Annotated in this window: 11 protein-coding genes, 1 tRNA gene and 3 rRNA genes; 4 read left to right on the plus strand and 11 right to left on the minus strand. The window is 40.9% G+C overall.

What is annotated here, in order from left to right:
* Positions 1-85: 85 nt before the first annotated feature.
* On the plus strand, positions 86-2434 hold the full coding sequence (gene lptD, locus DQN49_RS01615; protein ID WP_006995392.1) for an LPS assembly protein LptD: 2349 nt from the start codon (positions 86-88) through the stop codon (positions 2432-2434).
* A gap of 87 nt (positions 2435-2521) precedes the next feature.
* On the opposite strand, the gene proS is transcribed toward lptD, so the two are convergent.
* The 3 genes from proS to cyaY all read right to left on the minus strand — a co-directional run bounded on the left by proS (position 2522) and on the right by cyaY (position 6491).
* Positions 2522-4240: a proline--tRNA ligase gene (proS, locus tag DQN49_RS01620; protein WP_006995391.1), complete on the minus strand. Its 1719-nt coding sequence runs from the start codon at positions 4238-4240 to the stop codon at positions 2522-2524.
* Between the two features lie 84 nt (positions 4241-4324).
* A complete protein-coding gene (gene recQ, locus DQN49_RS01625) occupies positions 4325-6184 on the minus strand; it encodes a DNA helicase RecQ (protein ID WP_006995390.1) in 1860 nt (619 codons plus the stop codon).
* A gap of 1 nt (position 6185) precedes the next feature.
* On the minus strand, positions 6186-6491 hold the full coding sequence (gene cyaY, locus DQN49_RS01630; RefSeq protein WP_005655473.1) for an iron donor protein CyaY: 306 nt from the start codon (positions 6489-6491) through the stop codon (positions 6186-6188).
* A gap of 96 nt (positions 6492-6587) precedes the next feature.
* Here cyaY and lptM point away from each other — a divergent pair, with 96 nt between their 5' ends.
* The 3 genes from lptM to DQN49_RS01640 all read left to right on the plus strand — a co-directional run bounded on the left by lptM (position 6588) and on the right by DQN49_RS01640 (position 8831).
* Complete coding sequence (lptM, locus tag DQN49_RS10340; RefSeq protein ID WP_012055197.1) at positions 6588-6704, plus strand: LPS translocon maturation chaperone LptM; 117 nt, start codon at positions 6588-6590, stop codon at positions 6702-6704.
* A gap of 47 nt (positions 6705-6751) precedes the next feature.
* Positions 6752-7999 carry a diaminopimelate decarboxylase gene (gene lysA / locus DQN49_RS01635; RefSeq protein ID WP_006995389.1) on the plus strand — a complete coding sequence of 416 codons (1248 nt, stop codon included), beginning with the start codon at positions 6752-6754 and terminating at the stop codon, positions 7997-7999.
* A gap of 205 nt (positions 8000-8204) precedes the next feature.
* Positions 8205-8831 (plus strand): response regulator, encoded by a 627-nt coding sequence (locus DQN49_RS01640; RefSeq protein WP_005652269.1) that lies wholly within the window; start codon positions 8205-8207, stop codon positions 8829-8831.
* Positions 8832-8892: 61 nt separating this feature from the next.
* On the opposite strand, the gene DQN49_RS01645 is transcribed toward DQN49_RS01640, so the two are convergent.
* The 8 genes from DQN49_RS01645 to DQN49_RS01675 form a co-directional block, all read right to left on the minus strand.
* Positions 8893-9333: a DUF2489 domain-containing protein gene (locus DQN49_RS01645; RefSeq protein ID WP_005648547.1), complete on the minus strand. Its 441-nt coding sequence runs from the start codon at positions 9331-9333 to the stop codon at positions 8893-8895.
* A 3-nt stretch (positions 9334-9336) separates the two neighbouring features.
* Positions 9337-9897, minus strand: a complete 561-nt coding sequence (yihI, locus tag DQN49_RS01650) for a Der GTPase-activating protein YihI (RefSeq protein WP_006995388.1) — start codon at positions 9895-9897, stop codon at positions 9337-9339.
* Between the two features lie 113 nt (positions 9898-10010).
* Positions 10011-10289, minus strand: coding sequence for a hypothetical protein (locus DQN49_RS01655; protein ID WP_006995387.1), 279 nt, complete (start codon positions 10287-10289; stop codon positions 10011-10013).
* A gap of 32 nt (positions 10290-10321) precedes the next feature.
* Positions 10322-10495, minus strand: coding sequence for a hypothetical protein (locus DQN49_RS10165; protein ID WP_006995386.1), 174 nt, complete (start codon positions 10493-10495; stop codon positions 10322-10324).
* 249 nt (positions 10496-10744) lie between these two features.
* Positions 10745-10860, minus strand: a 5S ribosomal RNA gene (gene rrf / locus DQN49_RS01660).
* A 242-nt stretch (positions 10861-11102) separates the two neighbouring features.
* Positions 11103-14112: ribosomal RNA gene (locus tag DQN49_RS01665) — 23S ribosomal RNA — on the minus strand.
* A gap of 272 nt (positions 14113-14384) precedes the next feature.
* Positions 14385-14460 (minus strand) — tRNA-Glu (locus DQN49_RS01670).
* Positions 14461-14591: 131 nt separating this feature from the next.
* Positions 14592-16131 (minus strand): 16S ribosomal RNA (locus DQN49_RS01675).
* The 16S, 23S and 5S rRNA genes sit together here with 1 tRNA gene alongside, the layout of an rRNA operon.
* Between the last annotated feature and the right edge of the window lie 40 nt (positions 16132-16171).

The following is a 16171-nucleotide window of genomic DNA, read 5'->3' on the forward strand; positions in this document are numbered from 1 at the left end:
ATTAATCACTTCTTGAAAAATATTACTAGCCTTGCACTTTTTCCAGTATAATCTGACCAATTTTCTGACAAATTAAAACAAGACGATGAATAAAAAACACACTTTAATTTCACTTGCTATTTTGACCGCACTTTATAGCCAACAAAGTTTGGCAGATTTGCATGAACAATGTTTAATGGGCGTGCCAAAATTTAGCGGTGAAGTCGTGACGGGTGATGTGAATTCTCTGCCTGTCTATATTGAAGCGGATAACGCAGAAATTAATCAGCCAAATGATGCGACCTATCAAGGTAATGTAGATTTGAAACAAGGCAATCGCCATTTGTTAGCACAATCCGTGCAGGTCAAACAATCTGGAAACCAATCAACACCTTTACGCATGGCTTATGTCCGCAATGGATTTGATTATAAAGATAATCAGATCAATATGTTGGGTAAAGATGCAGAGTTTAATTTAGATAGTCACGATGGTAATTTAACAAATTCAGAATATGAATTTGTCGGTCGTCAAGGACGTGGTAAAGCTGATAATATAAAACTGCATAATAATTATCGTGTAATGAAGAATGCAACCTTTACGTCATGTTTGCACGGCGACAATGCTTGGGCTGTAGATGCGTCAGAAATTCGTCAATACGTGAAAGAAGAATATGCTGAAATGTGGCATGCTCGCTTTAAAATACACGGTGTTCCCGTCTTTTATACCCCTTACTTACAATTACCCATTGGAGATCGTCGTCGTTCTGGTTTATTGATTCCAAGCGCGGGAACATCTAACCGAGATGGTCTTTGGTATGCACAACCAATTTATTGGAATATCGCGCCTAATTATGATCTTACTTTCACCCCGAAATATATGTCTCGCCGTGGTTGGCAAGCAAATGGGGAATTTCGCTATTTAACCTCTATTGGCGAAGGTAAAGTGGCAGGAGAATATTTAGGTAAGGATCGTTACTCTGAATATGCTAGTGATAATCGAAAACGTCATTTGTTCTATTGGAATCACAATTCTAGCTTTTTACAAAATTGGCGTCTAAATATTAATTACACCCGAGTAAGCGATAAACGTTATTTCAACGACTTTGATTCTATTTATGGACGCAGTACCGATGGTTATGCGAACCAATATGCTCGCATAGCTTATTATCAACCAAATTATAATTTTTCTCTTTCTGCACATCAGTTCCAAATTTTTGATGATATTGTAAACATCGGCCCTTACCGTGCAGTACCACAATTAGATTTCAACTATCACAAATATGATTTAGCGAATGGATGGTTAAATTTCAAATTACATTCACAAGCAGTTCGTTTTGATAATGACAGTAAATTGATGCCAACTGCATGGCGTTTCCATGCAGAACCTAGTCTAAATTCTTTAATGTCAAATAAATACGGCAGTTTGAATATTGAAACGAAACTTTATGCGACTCGTTACGAGCAGAAAAAAGGTTCAGGAAAAAATGCAGAGGACGTGCAAAAAACGGTAAATCGAGTTATTCCACAATTTAAAGTTGATTTACAAAGTGTATTAGCACGCGATATAACGTTCTTAAAAGAGTATACACAAACCTTCGAACCGCACGTGCAGTATTTATATCGTCCTTACCGAAATCAAAGCAATATTGGTTCAACACTTAATAATGATTATTTGGGATTTGGTTACGATTCAGCATTAGTACAGCAAGATTACTATTCGCTATTCCGTGATCGCCGTTATAGTGGTTTAGATCGAATTTCATCGGCAAATCAAGTTACCTTGGGTGGCACAACGCGTTTTTATGATATTGCTGGCGAAGAACGATTTAATTTATCTGCAGGTCAAATTTATTACTTAAATAATTCTCGTATTGATGAAAACCCTGCGAATAAAACACCAACTTCATCATCTGCTTGGGCATTAGAATCTAATTGGAAAATAAGTAATAAATGGTATTGGCGTGGTAGCTATCAATTTGATACTCATACCAATTCAACATCATTAGCGAATACATCACTAGAATATAATCCTGAAAAAAATAATTTAATTCAGTTAAATTATCGATATGTGAACCAAGAATATATTGACCAAAACTTAGGTAAATCGGCTAACGCCTATCAACAAGATATCCAACAAGTGGGATTAGTTGTAGGCTGGGAAATTGCCAATAATTGGGCTGTAGTAGGACGCTATTATCAAGATCTCGCCTTACAAAAACCAGTAGAACAATATCTAGGCGTTCAATATAACAGTTGCTGTTGGGCTGCAAGTGTTGGTGTAAAACGCAATGTCACAAACCACCAAAACCAAACACGTAATGAAATTGTTTATGATAATAGCATTGGCATAACCTTAGAATTAAGGGGGTTAGGCAGCAATGACCATCAAAGCGGTATTCAAGAGATGTTAGAAAAAGGAAAACTACCTTATATTCGAGCATTTAGTTTGGATTAAACATTATTCAATATAAACGTTAGATCAACAAAAAGAGCGGCTATTTTTAACCGCTCTTTTGTCACAATATACAAAATAAAATACTGATTAGAGATTACCTAACTTTTCGTTTAAAACACTGAGTAATTTATCTTTACTAATCATTTCTTTTTCACCGGTACGACGATTCTTATATTCAATTTCACCGTTGTCTAGGTTTTTCTCACCGATTACCACCATATGCGGTACACCGACAAGTTCCATGTCTGCAAACATCACGCCTGGGCGTTCTTTACGATCATCAAAAATCACATCTACGCCTTGCGATTGTAAAGTGCGGTAAAGTTCTTCAGCGTATTTTTGCACGGCTTCAGATTTGTGCATGTTCATTGGCACAATCGCCACAGTGAATGGGGCGATTTCGTCTGATGGCCAGATGATACCGCGATCATCATGATGCTGTTCAATCGCTGAAGCCACCACACGAGTTACACCAATACCGTAGCAACCCATCGTCATCACAAGAGGTTTACCATCTTCGCCTTGAACGGTCGCTTTCATCGCTTCAGAGTATTTTTTACCCAGTTGGAAAATATGTCCCACTTCAATACCACGCTTGATTTGAAGCGTGCCTTTACCATCTGGACTAGGATCGCCTTCTACTACGTTACGTAAATCAAATACTTCAGGCATTGCTACATCGCGCTCCCAGTTCACATTGAAATAATGTTTTCCATTGATATTCGCACCACAACTAAAATCAGACATTAAGGCCACAGTGCGGTCAATAATTGCTGGAATATTAAGATTTACCGCGCCTAACGATCCCACGCCCGCACCAATTTTCGCTTTGATTTCAGTTTCGTCCGCAAACTCAAGAGGATCTGCCACTAACGGGTGTTTTTGTGCTTTGATCTCGTTTAATTCATGGTCGCCGCGAATAATCAACGCAACAAGCGGTTGATTTTCGTCTGCACCTTTCACAATCAAAGTTTTTACGGTTTTCTCGATTGGTAAATTGAATTGCTCCACCAACTCCGCAATAGTTTTCACATTTGGTGTATCAACTAAACACATTTCAGCGGTTGGAGCTTGGCGTTCGCCTATAGCAATTGCTTCTGCAAGCTCAATATTCGCGGCAAAATCCGATTCCGTTGAGAACACAACATCATCTTCCCCGCTTGAAGCTAACACTTGGAATTCGTGAGAAGCTGAACCCCCGATTGAACCTGTATCCGCTTGCACCGCACGGAAATCTAAGCCTAAACGGTTAAAAATGTTACTGTATACTTGATACATCACATCATAGGTTGCTTGCAAACTTTCTTGTGTCGTGTGAAATGAATACGCATCTTTCATAATAAATTCACGCGAACGCATTACACCAAAACGAGGGCGCACTTCATCACGGAATTTAGTTTGAATTTGGTATAAATTAAGTGGGAGTTGTTTGTATGAAGAAACTTCACGGCGGACTAAATCTGTAATCACTTCCTCGTGAGTTGGCCCAAGTACAAAGTTACGGTTTCCGCGGTCTTCAAAACGAAGCAATTCAGGGCCATATTGATCCCAACGACCAGACTCTTCCCATAATTCCGCAGGTTGCACAACTGGCATTAATACCTCAATGGCACCACCTTTGTTCATCTCTTCGCGAACAACTTTTTCCACTTTTTTCAATACGCGAATACCCGTCGGTAGCCAGTTATATAAACCTGATGCCATTGGGCGAATCATACCTGCACGCAACATTAATTGGTGGCTCACAACCTGAGCATCATTTGGCGTTTCTTTTAGGGTGGAAAATAAATATTGACTTGTACGCATTGTTTAACCTTAAATTCTAAGAACTGAAAAAATTGGCGCAAGTATAACAAAAAGTGCGGTCATTTTTAACCGCACTTTTAACACTTAGTCATTATTTTGCGCATTCGCCAAAATTGCCTTATGTTCTTGAATCAATGCCATAAACGGCTGCCCAAACCGCTCTAATTTGATAGAGCCCACGCCATTAATTTGCAACATTTCAATATTGCTTGTTGGCATATATTGTGCCATTTCTTGCAAAGTCGCATCATTAAAGACAATGTACGGCGGAATATTTTCTTTATCGGCAATTTGTTTGCGTAAGAAACGCAAGCGTGCAAATAAATCCTTATCGTAATTTGCAACACCTTGACGTTGTGGATTATGGGCAATCTTACTGATTGCAGAAATACGAGGCATTGCCAATTCTAACGGTTCTTCGCCTTTCAAAATCACTTTCGCACTTTCAGTAAGTTGCAACGTTGGATTTAATTCACTAATAACCTGTTGCACAAAACCCAAATGAATAAGTTGACGAATAACAGACTGCCAATGCTCTTTGCTTTTATCTTTTCCAATGCCATATACTGAAAGTTTATGGTGTTGGCGTTCAATAATTTTCTGATTGTGCATGCCACGCAACATCGCAATCACATAATGTGCACCAAAACATTGTCCCACTCGATAAATAGTAGACATTACTTTTTGCGCATCGACTAAACCATCATATTTTTTAGGAGGATCAAGGCAAATATCACAGTTATTGCATGGTGTTTGTCGATGCTCACCAAAATAATTGAGAAGAACTAAACGACGACAAGTCTGGCTTTCCGCAAATTCCCCAATAGCTTCTAATTTATGTTGCTCAATCTGACGCTGTGGCGTTTCTGGTTTTTCGAAGAGAATTTTTTGTAACCAAGCATAATCAGCTGGTTCATAAAACAAAACCGCCTCTGCGGGTAAATCATCGCGTCCTGCTCGACCTGTTTCTTGATAGTAAGATTCAATGCTACGTGGTAAATCAAAATGGGCAACAAAGCGCACATTGGATTTATTAATCCCCATTCCAAAAGCAATGGTTGCGACTACTACTTGAACATTATCACGCTGAAAATCCTGTTGCACACGTTCACGAATTGCCGTTTCCATTCCCGCATGGTAAGCAGCAGCAGAGACACCTTTATTGCGTAAACTTTCCGCAATTCGCTCAACCTTATTTCTGCTGTTGCAATAAATAATCCCACTCTTACCCTTTTGAGCCAACACAAAACGTGTCAGTTGCTCCATAGGTTTGTATTTTTCTTCCAAGGTATAACGAATATTTGGTCGATCAAAACTACCAATGTATTTGTGCAGATTTTTCAGATTAAGATGCCGCAGAATATCTTGTTGAGTCGCATAATCTGCCGTTGCCGTAAGTGCCATAATCGGCGCATCAGGGAAACTGGCTTTTAAACCGCCAAGCTGGGTATATTCAGGGCGAAAGTCATGCCCCCATTGAGAAATACAATGTGCTTCATCAATCGCAATAAAGCAGACTTTGCTATAAGAAATAAGTTGAAAGAAACTGTTCGTCATCACTTTTTCTGGCGACACATAAAGTAGTTTAAGTTGCCCAGAAATAAGCTTATTTTGTACTTGTTGCTGCTGTTCTAAAGTCTGACTAGAATTAAGAAAATCCGCCTCAATTCCATTAGCTTGCAGCTGATCCACTTGATCTTTCATCAAGGAAATCAGCGGAGAAATCACTAAAGTTAAACCATCAAAACAAAGTGCGGGAATTTGGTAACAAAGCGATTTGCCATTCCCCGTTGCCATTACCACCAACGCATCTTGTCCATTTAAAGCAGCATTAATAACTTCTTCCTGCCCTTTACGGAAAGATTGATAACCAAAAACCGATTTCAAAACAGAAAGTGCGGTCGGTTTTTCTATTATTTTTGATGGTAAAGGAGAATCCAGCATTTTAGAACTGCACGTTCTCGCCATGTGCAGCACAGGCTTCAACGAAACAATCCCAAAAACGTTGTCCGTCATTAGAAACCCAGTCGCCATTTTTAAAAGCAAAATGGAAACCACCTAATTTACTTGCAATCCAAAGCTCAAGTAATGGTTCTTGCTTGTTAATCACTATTTGTGTGCGATTATCAAAGGTGATTGTAAATACTGAACCTTGCGTTTCGCAATCTACATCTGCGCCTTGGTTTTCCAATTCTTCTTCAATTTTTTGCCAAACTTGTTCAATATTTTGGTGAAATTCTGCAATATTCATAAAATTTTCCTGTTTAAATCTGATAAAATGCGGCAAATTATAAAGCCTTTCTCAAGCTTGTGAAAGGCGGATTTACCGATAAGTGAGAAAGAAAAAATGAAAAAATTACTATTAATTTTAGTACTTAGTTCAGCTTGTATATTCGCTACAGGATGTGGCGTAAAAGGTTCTTTATATTTTCCTGAAAAAGATCAAGCTCAACAAACTCAATAATCTATTATCTAATATCATTCCCAAAATAACTAAAACAGGCACACAACATGAATTTCTTCCAATATAAACATAACAAACTTTATGCTGAAGATATTCCGATTCAACAACTTGCTGAACAATTCGGTACACCTCTTTATGTATATTCTCGCGCGACACTTGAACGCCATTGGCATGCTTTTGACTCAGCTTTCGGTAAGCGTCCTCACTTAATTTGCTTTGCCGTGAAATCTTGCTCAAATATTGGCGTGTTAAATATTATGGCAAAACTTGGTTCAGGTTTCGATATTGTCTCACAAGGCGAACTTGAGCGTGTACTGGCAGCAGGTGGCGATGCGTCAAAAGTGGTCTTTTCTGGCGTTGCGAAATCTCGAGAAGAAATTATGCGCGCATTAGAAGTTGGAATCCGTTGCTTTAATGTGGAATCAGTTTCTGAACTCAAGCACATTAACCAAATCGCAGGAGAAATGGGTAAAATCGCACCTATTTCTTTACGTGTAAATCCAGATGTTGATGCACATACACACCCTTATATTTCAACAGGATTAAAAGAAAATAAATTTGGTGTAAGCGTAAATGAAGCTCGAGAAGTGTATAAATTAGCCTCAACGCTACCAAACATAAAAATAACAGGGATGGATTGCCACATAGGCTCACAGCTCACCGAATTACAACCATTCTTAGATGCAACAGATCGCTTAATTGTCCTAATGGAACAATTAAAAGAAGATGGAATTACATTAAAACATCTCGATCTGGGCGGTGGTTTAGGCGTGACTTATACGGATGAAACGCCTCCGCATCCAAGCGATTACGCAAATGCGTTATTAGAAAAACTAAAAAATTATCCCGAACTTGAAATTATTCTTGAACCAGGCAGAGCAATTTCTGCAAATGCAGGAATTCTAGTAGCAAAAGTACAATACTTAAAAAGTAATGAAAGCCGTAATTTCGCCATTACCGACACAGGAATGAACGATATGATCCGCCCAGCATTGTATGAGGCTTACATGAACATCGTCGAAATTGACCGCACTTTAGAAAGAGAAAAAGCCATTTATGATGTTGTAGGGCCTGTTTGCGAAACGTCTGATTTCTTAGGCAAACAACGGGAACTTTCAATTGCCGAAGGGGATTATATAGCTCAATGTTCTGCTGGTGCCTATGGAGCAAGCATGTCATCAAACTATAACTCAAGAGCCCGCACTGCAGAAGTTTTAGTAGATGGCGATCAATCCTATCTAATTCGTCGCCGAGAAACCTTACAGGAACTTTGGGCATTAGAATCGACCATTTAATATTTCTTATCTTAAAAAAGAGCGGTAAAAAATTATCTATTTTTCTACCGCACTTTTTCTATTTTTATCCATCAATAAACCTACCTCAAATAGTAAGTTTGTGATATAAATCAAATTTTTTTCTATTCTAGATTGGCATAGAATTGAATTCTTTATAAAATGCTATGCTTTTTAAAGTGGACTTCTAACCACTAAAGGAGAAATTATGCAGGATAAGCTAAAAGTTTTATTGATTGACGACCATCCGTTAATGCGTCGTGGCATTAAACAACTTGTAGAATTAGACGATAACTTTGAAGTAGTGGCTGACGTAAGCAGCGGCACAGAAGGGATTTCTGTGGCATTACAAACATCACCTGATGTGATCATTTTAGATCTCAACATGAAAGGACTTTCTGGGTTAGATACGCTCAAAGGATTACGTGCAGAAGGCGTTGATGCGCGAATTTTAATTTTAACAGTGTCTGATGCAAAAAATGATATTTATACTCTAATTGATGCTGGTGCAGATGGTTATTTGTTAAAAGATACTGAACCAGATACTTTGCTAGAGCAAATCAAGCGCATAGCACAAGGCGAAGTCATTCTGAGTGATTCTATTAAAAATTTATTATTAGAACGTACTCATGAAGATAATCCGTTAGACAGCTTAACGGATCGCGAAATGGGCGTACTTCGTCAAATTGCAACTGGCTTATCAAACAAACAAATTGCAGCACAACTGTTTATTTCAGAAGAAACCGTAAAAGTACATATCCGTAATTTATTACGTAAATTAAATGTTCATTCTCGTGTTGCAGCAACGGTATTATTTTTTGAACAAAATCGTTAAAAATAATCATAAAAAATGCGCTAGGAGAGACTTAGCGCATTTTTCTTTAAAATTATAATATTTAAATTAGCTCAATAGATTTAATATCTTCTAATAAAATATACAATTCTTGTTTAATATTTTTTTCAAACTGTGCTTCTGCACTTTCTCGAGCTAAATCCAGACGCATTCTTTCTCTTTTCTCAAGTAGTTTACGGTCATCATGTGTAGGCATATCACGCACCACTTCATATAAATTAGCCATCGCAGGATAAGATGATAAATTCTTACCAAAAGGCCTTAATAGCATTGTAAGACGAATTACGCCTTCAGAAAGATTACATTCTCCAGACTGCATTGCACGAGCAATAATATCAATGCTCTCTTTTAATCGTATAACCCGATTATTCTTAGCTTTAGCAATCAATTCCTTTTGAACTTTTAACTGCTTTAATAAACGGATTGCATATAGAGTCAATCCAGTTACCAAGAAAAGTGCGATGACAAAAAATATCCAAATCATAGATTACCTAAATTGATTAATATCCATACGCTCGAAAGTGCGGTATAAATCATCTTCGCTTTCATCTTCGTCTTCAATGCCAAGTTCTTCCATTAACTCAGAAATTCGATCTAAGCATTCATCTACAAATTGTTGATCTGATTTACTAATAGTTTTACCCGCATCTAAAGCATCCAATAATTCATTAAGAATTTCATTATTTTCCAGATTTTCAAGCTCTTTCATTGGATCTTGTTTTTTCACCTGTTTTATTACAGGAATTACTTGACCTTTTTCAGGCTTATTAACAAATTCAACAACCAACGGTATCTTTTTCTTACTACCAATTTTTGGATCTTTAATTTCATTTTGAAGTTTATTCGCTTTTTCTTCAACCGCACTATGACGAGATCCTGAAGCTAAACCTTTATGCTTACGTTTTTTCTTATCTTCACGAGCTTTAGCATCCAATTCATAACGAGTAAGCTTTTTACCAGAGCGTGCTTTTATTATATCTATTTTTTTATCTGCTTTGCGAATTGGCATAATATCTGTAATTCGACGTGTTTTTTTCTTACGAGCCATTTAAGGTTATCCTTTTGAGAAAAATTAGGTGGATTGTAACATTGGTAGGGGATTTTCTCACTAATTAATTGTGAGAGGAGAAGAAAAGAAAAAGCACCGAGTAGGGCTTTAAATTATTTATCTGAAAACTCATTTATCGCATAGCGATCTAACAATTTAATATCTTTTACTCCTTGAATAATTTGAGCTATAGTCAGACCTTTATTATTACTACGAATAGTAACTTCAATACGCATTCCACCGTCATCATTCAAAATATATTTACCTAAACGGCTATCACTATTCAGTTTATTTAATTTTCTTAATGAAAAGCGATCCGACGGAGCATATGAACTTACAAATTTAATATCGCCATTATTATAGGTTACTGCAATAAATTTATCGCCTTCCATCTTAAAAGAGAGCACTTTACCTTTTATTGATTCTACAGCATATCTTTCTTTAAAATATCTGAAATTTCAGATAATGTATATTTTGATTTCATTTGTGCGGTAAAAGTTTTAGCTGGTTCTGTAGCAAAAGCATTAGTAGAAATCACTGACCCAGACAATCCCAGCATAACAGACACTAACAAAAATTTAGAAAATGTGCTTTTCATTCTAACTCCTTAATTTTATTCAAGATATCCTTTACTTCCTATGTCAATAGGAGTAAAAGGAGTATACTTCTTTTAAGATCTAGGAATGATTATTAAGAATATAAAGCTTTGGAAAAATAAAAACCCCAGTCCTTAAACTGGGGTTCTATATTTATTCTTTATCTAATTTGTTTAATTCTGTTTTTACTTAATTTTATCTATCTTAATTACCTTAATGGATAGATTTATATTTAGATTTTTTATTTGCTAACCTGGCGGTGCCCTACTCTCACATGGGGAAACCCCACACTACCATCGGCATTACAGCGTTTCACTTCTGAGTTCGGTATGGTCTCAGGTGGGTCCACCGCACTATCGCCGCCAGGATAATTCTTTGATAACTCGTCTTCTCTTTTATCTCTCGTCTCTTTTATCTCTCGTTACTCAGTCTTTACTCTACCTTTCACTCGTTCTTATTGGTCACAAGCTGAACTCAATTTCCTTTCTATTAAGTCTTCTATATTTACTTTTCTTTGTTTAGTCTTTTACTTCGGTTTCCGCTCTACTTTTATTTGCTTCGCTTTTCATCTCTTACTTCACTTAGCTCCCAAAAACACTTGAGCGTTGTATAGTTAAGCCTCTCGGGCAATTAGTATCTGTTAGCTCAATGTATCACTACACTTACACACCTGACCTATCTACGTCGTAGTCTACAACAACCCTTACTATCTCTTAGATTGGGAGAACTCATCTCTTGGCAAGTTTCGTGCTTAGATGCTTTCAGCACTTATCTCTTCCGCACTTAGCTACCCGGCAATGCGTCTGGCGACACAACCGGAACACCAGTGGTGCGTCCACTCCGGTCCTCTCGTACTAGGAGCAGCCCCAACCAATTCTCCTACGCCCACGGCAGATAGGGACCGAACTGTCTCACGACGTTCTAAACCCAGCTCGCGTACCACTTTAAATGGCGAACAGCCATACCCTTGGGACCTACTTCAGCCCCAGGATGTGATGAGCCGACATCGAGGTGCCAAACACCGCCGTCGATATGAACTCTTGGGCGGTATCAGCCTGTTATCCCCGGAGTACCTTTTATCCGTTGAGCGATGGCCCTTCCATTCAGAACCACCGGATCACTATGACCTACTTTCGTACCTGCTCGACTTGTCTGTCTCGCAGTTAAGCTTGCTTATACCATTGCACTAACCTCACGATGTCCGACCGTGATTAGCAAACCTTCGTGCTCCTCCGTTACGCTTTGGGAGGAGACCGCCCCAGTCAAACTACCCACCAGACACTGTCCGAGACCACGTTCCGCAATCTTCGTTAGAACATCAAACGTTAAAGGGTGGTATTTCAAGGTCGACTCCAACAATACTGGCGTATCATCTTCTTAGTCTCCCACCTATCCTACACATCAAAATTCAATGTTCAGTGTCAAGCTATAGTAAAGGTTCACGGGGTCTTTCCGTCTAGCCGCGGGTACACCGCATCTTCACGGCGATTTCAATTTCACTGAGTCTCGGGTGGAGACAGCCTGGCCATCATTATGCCATTCGTGCAGGTCGGAACTTACCCGACAAGGAATTTCGCTACCTTAGGACCGTTATAGTTACGGCCGCCGTTTACTGGGGCTTCGATCAGGTGCTTCTCTTGCGATGACACCATCAATTAACCTTCCAGCACCGGGCAGGCATCACACCCTATACCTCCACTTTCGTGTTTGCAGAGTGCTGTGTTTTTAATAAACAGTTGCAGCCAGCTGGTCACTTCGACCGGTTCAACCTTCAGGGGCTAGCCCTTACAATCTACGCCGGCGCACCTTCTCCCGAAGTTACGGTGCTATTTTGCCTAGTTCCTTCACCCGAGTTCTCTCAAGCGCCTGAGTATTCTCTACCTGACCACCTGTGTCGGTTTTCAGTACGGTTTAGTAAAGCCTTTCGCTTAGTGGCTTTTCCTGGAAGTGTGGTATCAGTTACTTCAGCTCCGTAGAGCCTCGTCATCATCTCTCTGTGTTAAGGAAGTCCGGATTTGCCTAAACTTCCCACCTACCAACTTAAACGCACATATCCAACAGTGCGATAACCTAACCTACTCCGTCCCCACATCGCAGCTTTACCAAGTACAGGAATATTAACCTGTTTCCCATCGACTACGCTTTTCAGCCTCGCCTTAGGAGCCGACTTACCCTGCCCCGATTAACGTTGGACAGGAACCCTTGGTCTTCCGGCGAACGGGTTTTTCACCCGTTTTATCGTTACTTATGTCAGCATTCGCACTTGTGATACGTCCAGCCCACCTCTCGATGAACCTTCATCCGCTTACACAACGCTCCCCTACCCAACAGGCGTATTAGTGATACGCCTGATGCCGCAGCTTCGGTGCTATATTTCAGCCCCGTTACATCTTCCGCGCAGACCGACTCGACTAGTGAGCTATTACGCTTTCTTTAAATGATGGCTGCTTCTAAGCCAACATCCTAGCTGTCTAAGCCTTCCCACTTCGTTTCCCACTTAATATAGACTTGGGGACCTTAGCTGGCGGTCTGGGTTGTTTCCCTCTCCACGACGGACGTTAGCACCCGCCGTGTGTCTCCTGAGTATCACTCTTTGGTATTCGTAGTTTGCATCGGGTTGGTAATCCGGGATGGACCCCTAGCCGAAACAGTGCTCTACCCCCAAAGGTGTCACCTCAAGGCTCTACCTAAATAGATTTCGGGGAGAACCAGCTATCTCCCGGTTTGATTGGCCTTTCACCCCCAGCCACAAGTCATCCGCTAATTTTTCAACATTAGTCGGTTCGGTCCTCCAGTTAGTGTTACCCAACCTTCAACCTGCCCATGGCTAGATCACCGGGTTTCGGGTCTATACCCTGCAACTCAACGCCCAGTTAAGACTCGGTTTCCCTTCGGCTCCCCTATTCGGTTAACCTCGCTACAAAATATAAGTCGCTGACCCATTATACAAAAGGTACGCAGTCACCCCATCACTTAATCCCACTGCTTCTTTTGGGTGGTTTGACTCGCTTCGCTCCTCTTACCATTGTTTAAGTGCGGTTGCTTTTCATCACCTTCCAATCGGATTAAGTGATGGGGCTCCCACTGCTTGTACGTACAAGGTTTCAGGTTCTATTTCACTCCCCTCACCGGGGTTCTTTTCGCCTTTCCTTCACAGTACTGGTTCACTATCGGTCAATCAGGAGTATTTAGCCTTGGAGGATGGTCCCCCCTTCTTCAAACAGGATATCACGTGTCCCGCCCTACTTCTCGTTAGCTTAGTACCACAATATGGTTTTTAGATACGGGATTATCACCCTCTTTGATTGTGCTTCCCAACACATTCTCCTAACTATATTGCTATCACTTACTGGCTCTTTCGCTTTCGCTCGCCGCTACTGACGAAATCTCGGTTGATTTCTTTTCCTCGGGGTACTTAGATGTTTCAGTTCTCCCGGTTTGCCTCAACAAGCTATGAATTCACTTGTTGATAGTAGATTCTTCATCTACTGGGTTTCCCCATTCGGATATCTTGGATTAAACGCCTCTTATCGACTCATCCAAGCTTTTCGCAGATTAGCACGTCCTTCTTCGCCTCTGATTGCCAAGGCATCCACCTTGTACGCTTAGTCACTTAACTATACAACCTCAAATGTTTTCAAAACTCAATATAAAATAGATACCGTGCTTTGACTGCACTTTCAGCCTCATTAATTCAACTAAACACTTGATTACTTTTGTTCAATCAAGATTTTTTTACAAAACAGGTTTGTTTTTAGAGTTTCCTTCTCAGTTCCCTCTTTTCACTTTCCTGTCTTGCCTACTCAGACTTTCTCTCGAAAATCTCTTGTTTTCAGCTTGTTTCCAATTTTTTAAAGAACAGTAAGACAATCTAATAAAGTTATCTTTAATTGGCGTCCCCACGGGGATTCGAACCCCGGTTACCGCCGTGAAAGGGCGATGTCCTAGGCCTCTAGACGATGGGGACATCAATTAAAGATACTCTATTTTCTTTTTATCTTTTAACGTTTATTTTTCAACGTTGCTTTCGCTTCGTTTTTAATCTTGTCTACAACTATCAGCCAATCTGTGTGAGCACTCGCTGTCTCTCGTCTTGGGTAAGGAGGTGATCCAACCGCAGGTTCCCCTACGGTTACCTTGTTACGACTTCACCCCAGTCATGAATCATACCGTGGTAAACGCCCTCCAAAAGGTTAAGCTATCTACTTCTGGTACAACCCACTCCCATGGTGTGACGGGCGGTGTGTACAAGGCCCGGGAACGTATTCACCGCGACATTCTGATTCGCGATTACTAGCGATTCCGACTTCATGGAGTCGAGTTGCAGACTCCAATCCGGACTTAGACGTACTTTATGAGATTCGCTCCACCTCGCAGCTTCGCTTCCCTCTGTATACGCCATTGTAGCACGTGTGTAGCCCTACTCGTAAGGGCCATGATGACTTGACGTCATCCCCACCTTCCTCCAGTTTATCACTGGCAGTCTCCTTTGAGTTCCCGACCAAGTCGCTGGCAACAAAGGATAAGGGTTGCGCTCGTTGCGGGACTTAACCCAACATTTCACAACACGAGCTGACGACAGCCATGCAGCACCTGTCTCTAAGTTCCCGAAGGCACAAGCTCATCTCTGAGCTCTTCTTAGGATGTCAAGAGTAGGTAAGGTTCTTCGCGTTGCATCGAATTAAACCACATGCTCCACCGCTTGTGCGGGCCCCCGTCAATTCATTTGAGTTTTAACCTTGCGGCCGTACTCCCCAGGCGGTCGATTTATCACGTTAGCTACGGGCGCCAGAGTTAAACCCCAACCCCCAAATCGACAGCGTTTACAGCGTGGACTACCAGGGTATCTAATCCTGTTTGCTCCCCACGCTTTCGCACATGAGCGTCAGTACATTCCCAAGGGGCTGCCTTCGCCTTCGGTATTCCTCCACATCTCTACGCATTTCACCGCTACACGTGGAATTCTACCCCTCCCTAAAGTACTCTAGTTACCCAGTCTGAAATGCAATTCCTAGGTTAAGCCCAGGGCTTTCACACCTCACTTAAATAACCGCCTGCGTGCCCTTTACGCCCAGTTATTCCGATTAACGCTCGCACCCTCCGTATTACCGCGGCTGCTGGCACGGAGTTAGCCGGTGCTTCTTCTGTATTTAACGTCAATTTGATGTGCTATTAACACATCAACCTTCCTCAATACCGAAAGAACTTTACAACCCGAAGGCCTTCTTCATTCACGCGGCATGGCTGCGTCAGGGTTCCCCCCATTGCGCAATATTCCCCACTGCTGCCTCCCGTAGGAGTCTGGACCGTGTCTCAGTTCCAGTGTGGCTGGTCATCCTCTCAGACCAGCTAGAGATCGCAGGCTTGGTAGACCTTTACCCCACCAACTACCTAATCCCACTTGGGCTCATCCTATGGCATGCGGCCTCTCAGTCCCGCACTTTCGTCTCTCGACACTACGCGGTATTAGCGACAGTTTCCCGTCGTTATCCCCCTCCATAAGCCAGATTCCCAAGCATTACTCACCCGTCCGCCACTCGTCAGCAAGAAAGCAAGCTTTCTCCTGCTACCGTTCGACTTGCATGTGTTAAGCCTGCCGCCAGCGTTTAATCTGAGCCATGATCAAACTCTTCAATTCAAGTTCAATCGCTCAATAAACTGCTTAGCTATAAATAAAA

The sequence above is a fragment of the Haemophilus aegyptius genome, from assembly GCF_900475885.1.
GTDB classification, from domain to species: Bacteria; Pseudomonadota; Gammaproteobacteria; order Enterobacterales; family Pasteurellaceae; genus Haemophilus; species Haemophilus influenzae.

Excerpts from the sequence above, each read along its gene's own strand:
- lptD (WP_006995392.1), top strand. The coding sequence starts at position 86 with ATGAATAAAAAACACACTTTAATTTCACTTGCTATTTTGACCGCACTT.
- proS (WP_006995391.1), bottom strand. The coding sequence starts at position 4,240 with ATGCGTACAAGTCAATATTTATTTTCCACCCTAAAAGAAACGCCAAAT.
- recQ (WP_006995390.1), bottom strand. The coding sequence starts at position 6,184 with ATGCTGGATTCTCCTTTACCATCAAAAATAATAGAAAAACCGACCGCA.
- cyaY (WP_005655473.1), bottom strand. The coding sequence starts at position 6,491 with ATGAATATTGCAGAATTTCACCAAAATATTGAACAAGTTTGGCAAAAA.
- lptM (WP_012055197.1), top strand. The coding sequence starts at position 6,588 with ATGAAAAAATTACTATTAATTTTAGTACTTAGTTCAGCTTGTATATTC.
- lysA (WP_006995389.1), top strand. The coding sequence starts at position 6,752 with ATGAATTTCTTCCAATATAAACATAACAAACTTTATGCTGAAGATATT.
- DQN49_RS01640 (WP_005652269.1), top strand. The coding sequence starts at position 8,205 with ATGCAGGATAAGCTAAAAGTTTTATTGATTGACGACCATCCGTTAATG.
- DQN49_RS01645 (WP_005648547.1), bottom strand. The coding sequence starts at position 9,333 with ATGATTTGGATATTTTTTGTCATCGCACTTTTCTTGGTAACTGGATTG.
- yihI (WP_006995388.1), bottom strand. The coding sequence starts at position 9,897 with ATGGCTCGTAAGAAAAAAACACGTCGAATTACAGATATTATGCCAATT.
- DQN49_RS01655 (WP_006995387.1), bottom strand. The coding sequence starts at position 10,289 with ATGGAAGGCGATAAATTTATTGCAGTAACCTATAATAATGGCGATATT.
- DQN49_RS10165 (WP_006995386.1), bottom strand. The coding sequence starts at position 10,495 with ATGAAAAGCACATTTTCTAAATTTTTGTTAGTGTCTGTTATGCTGGGA.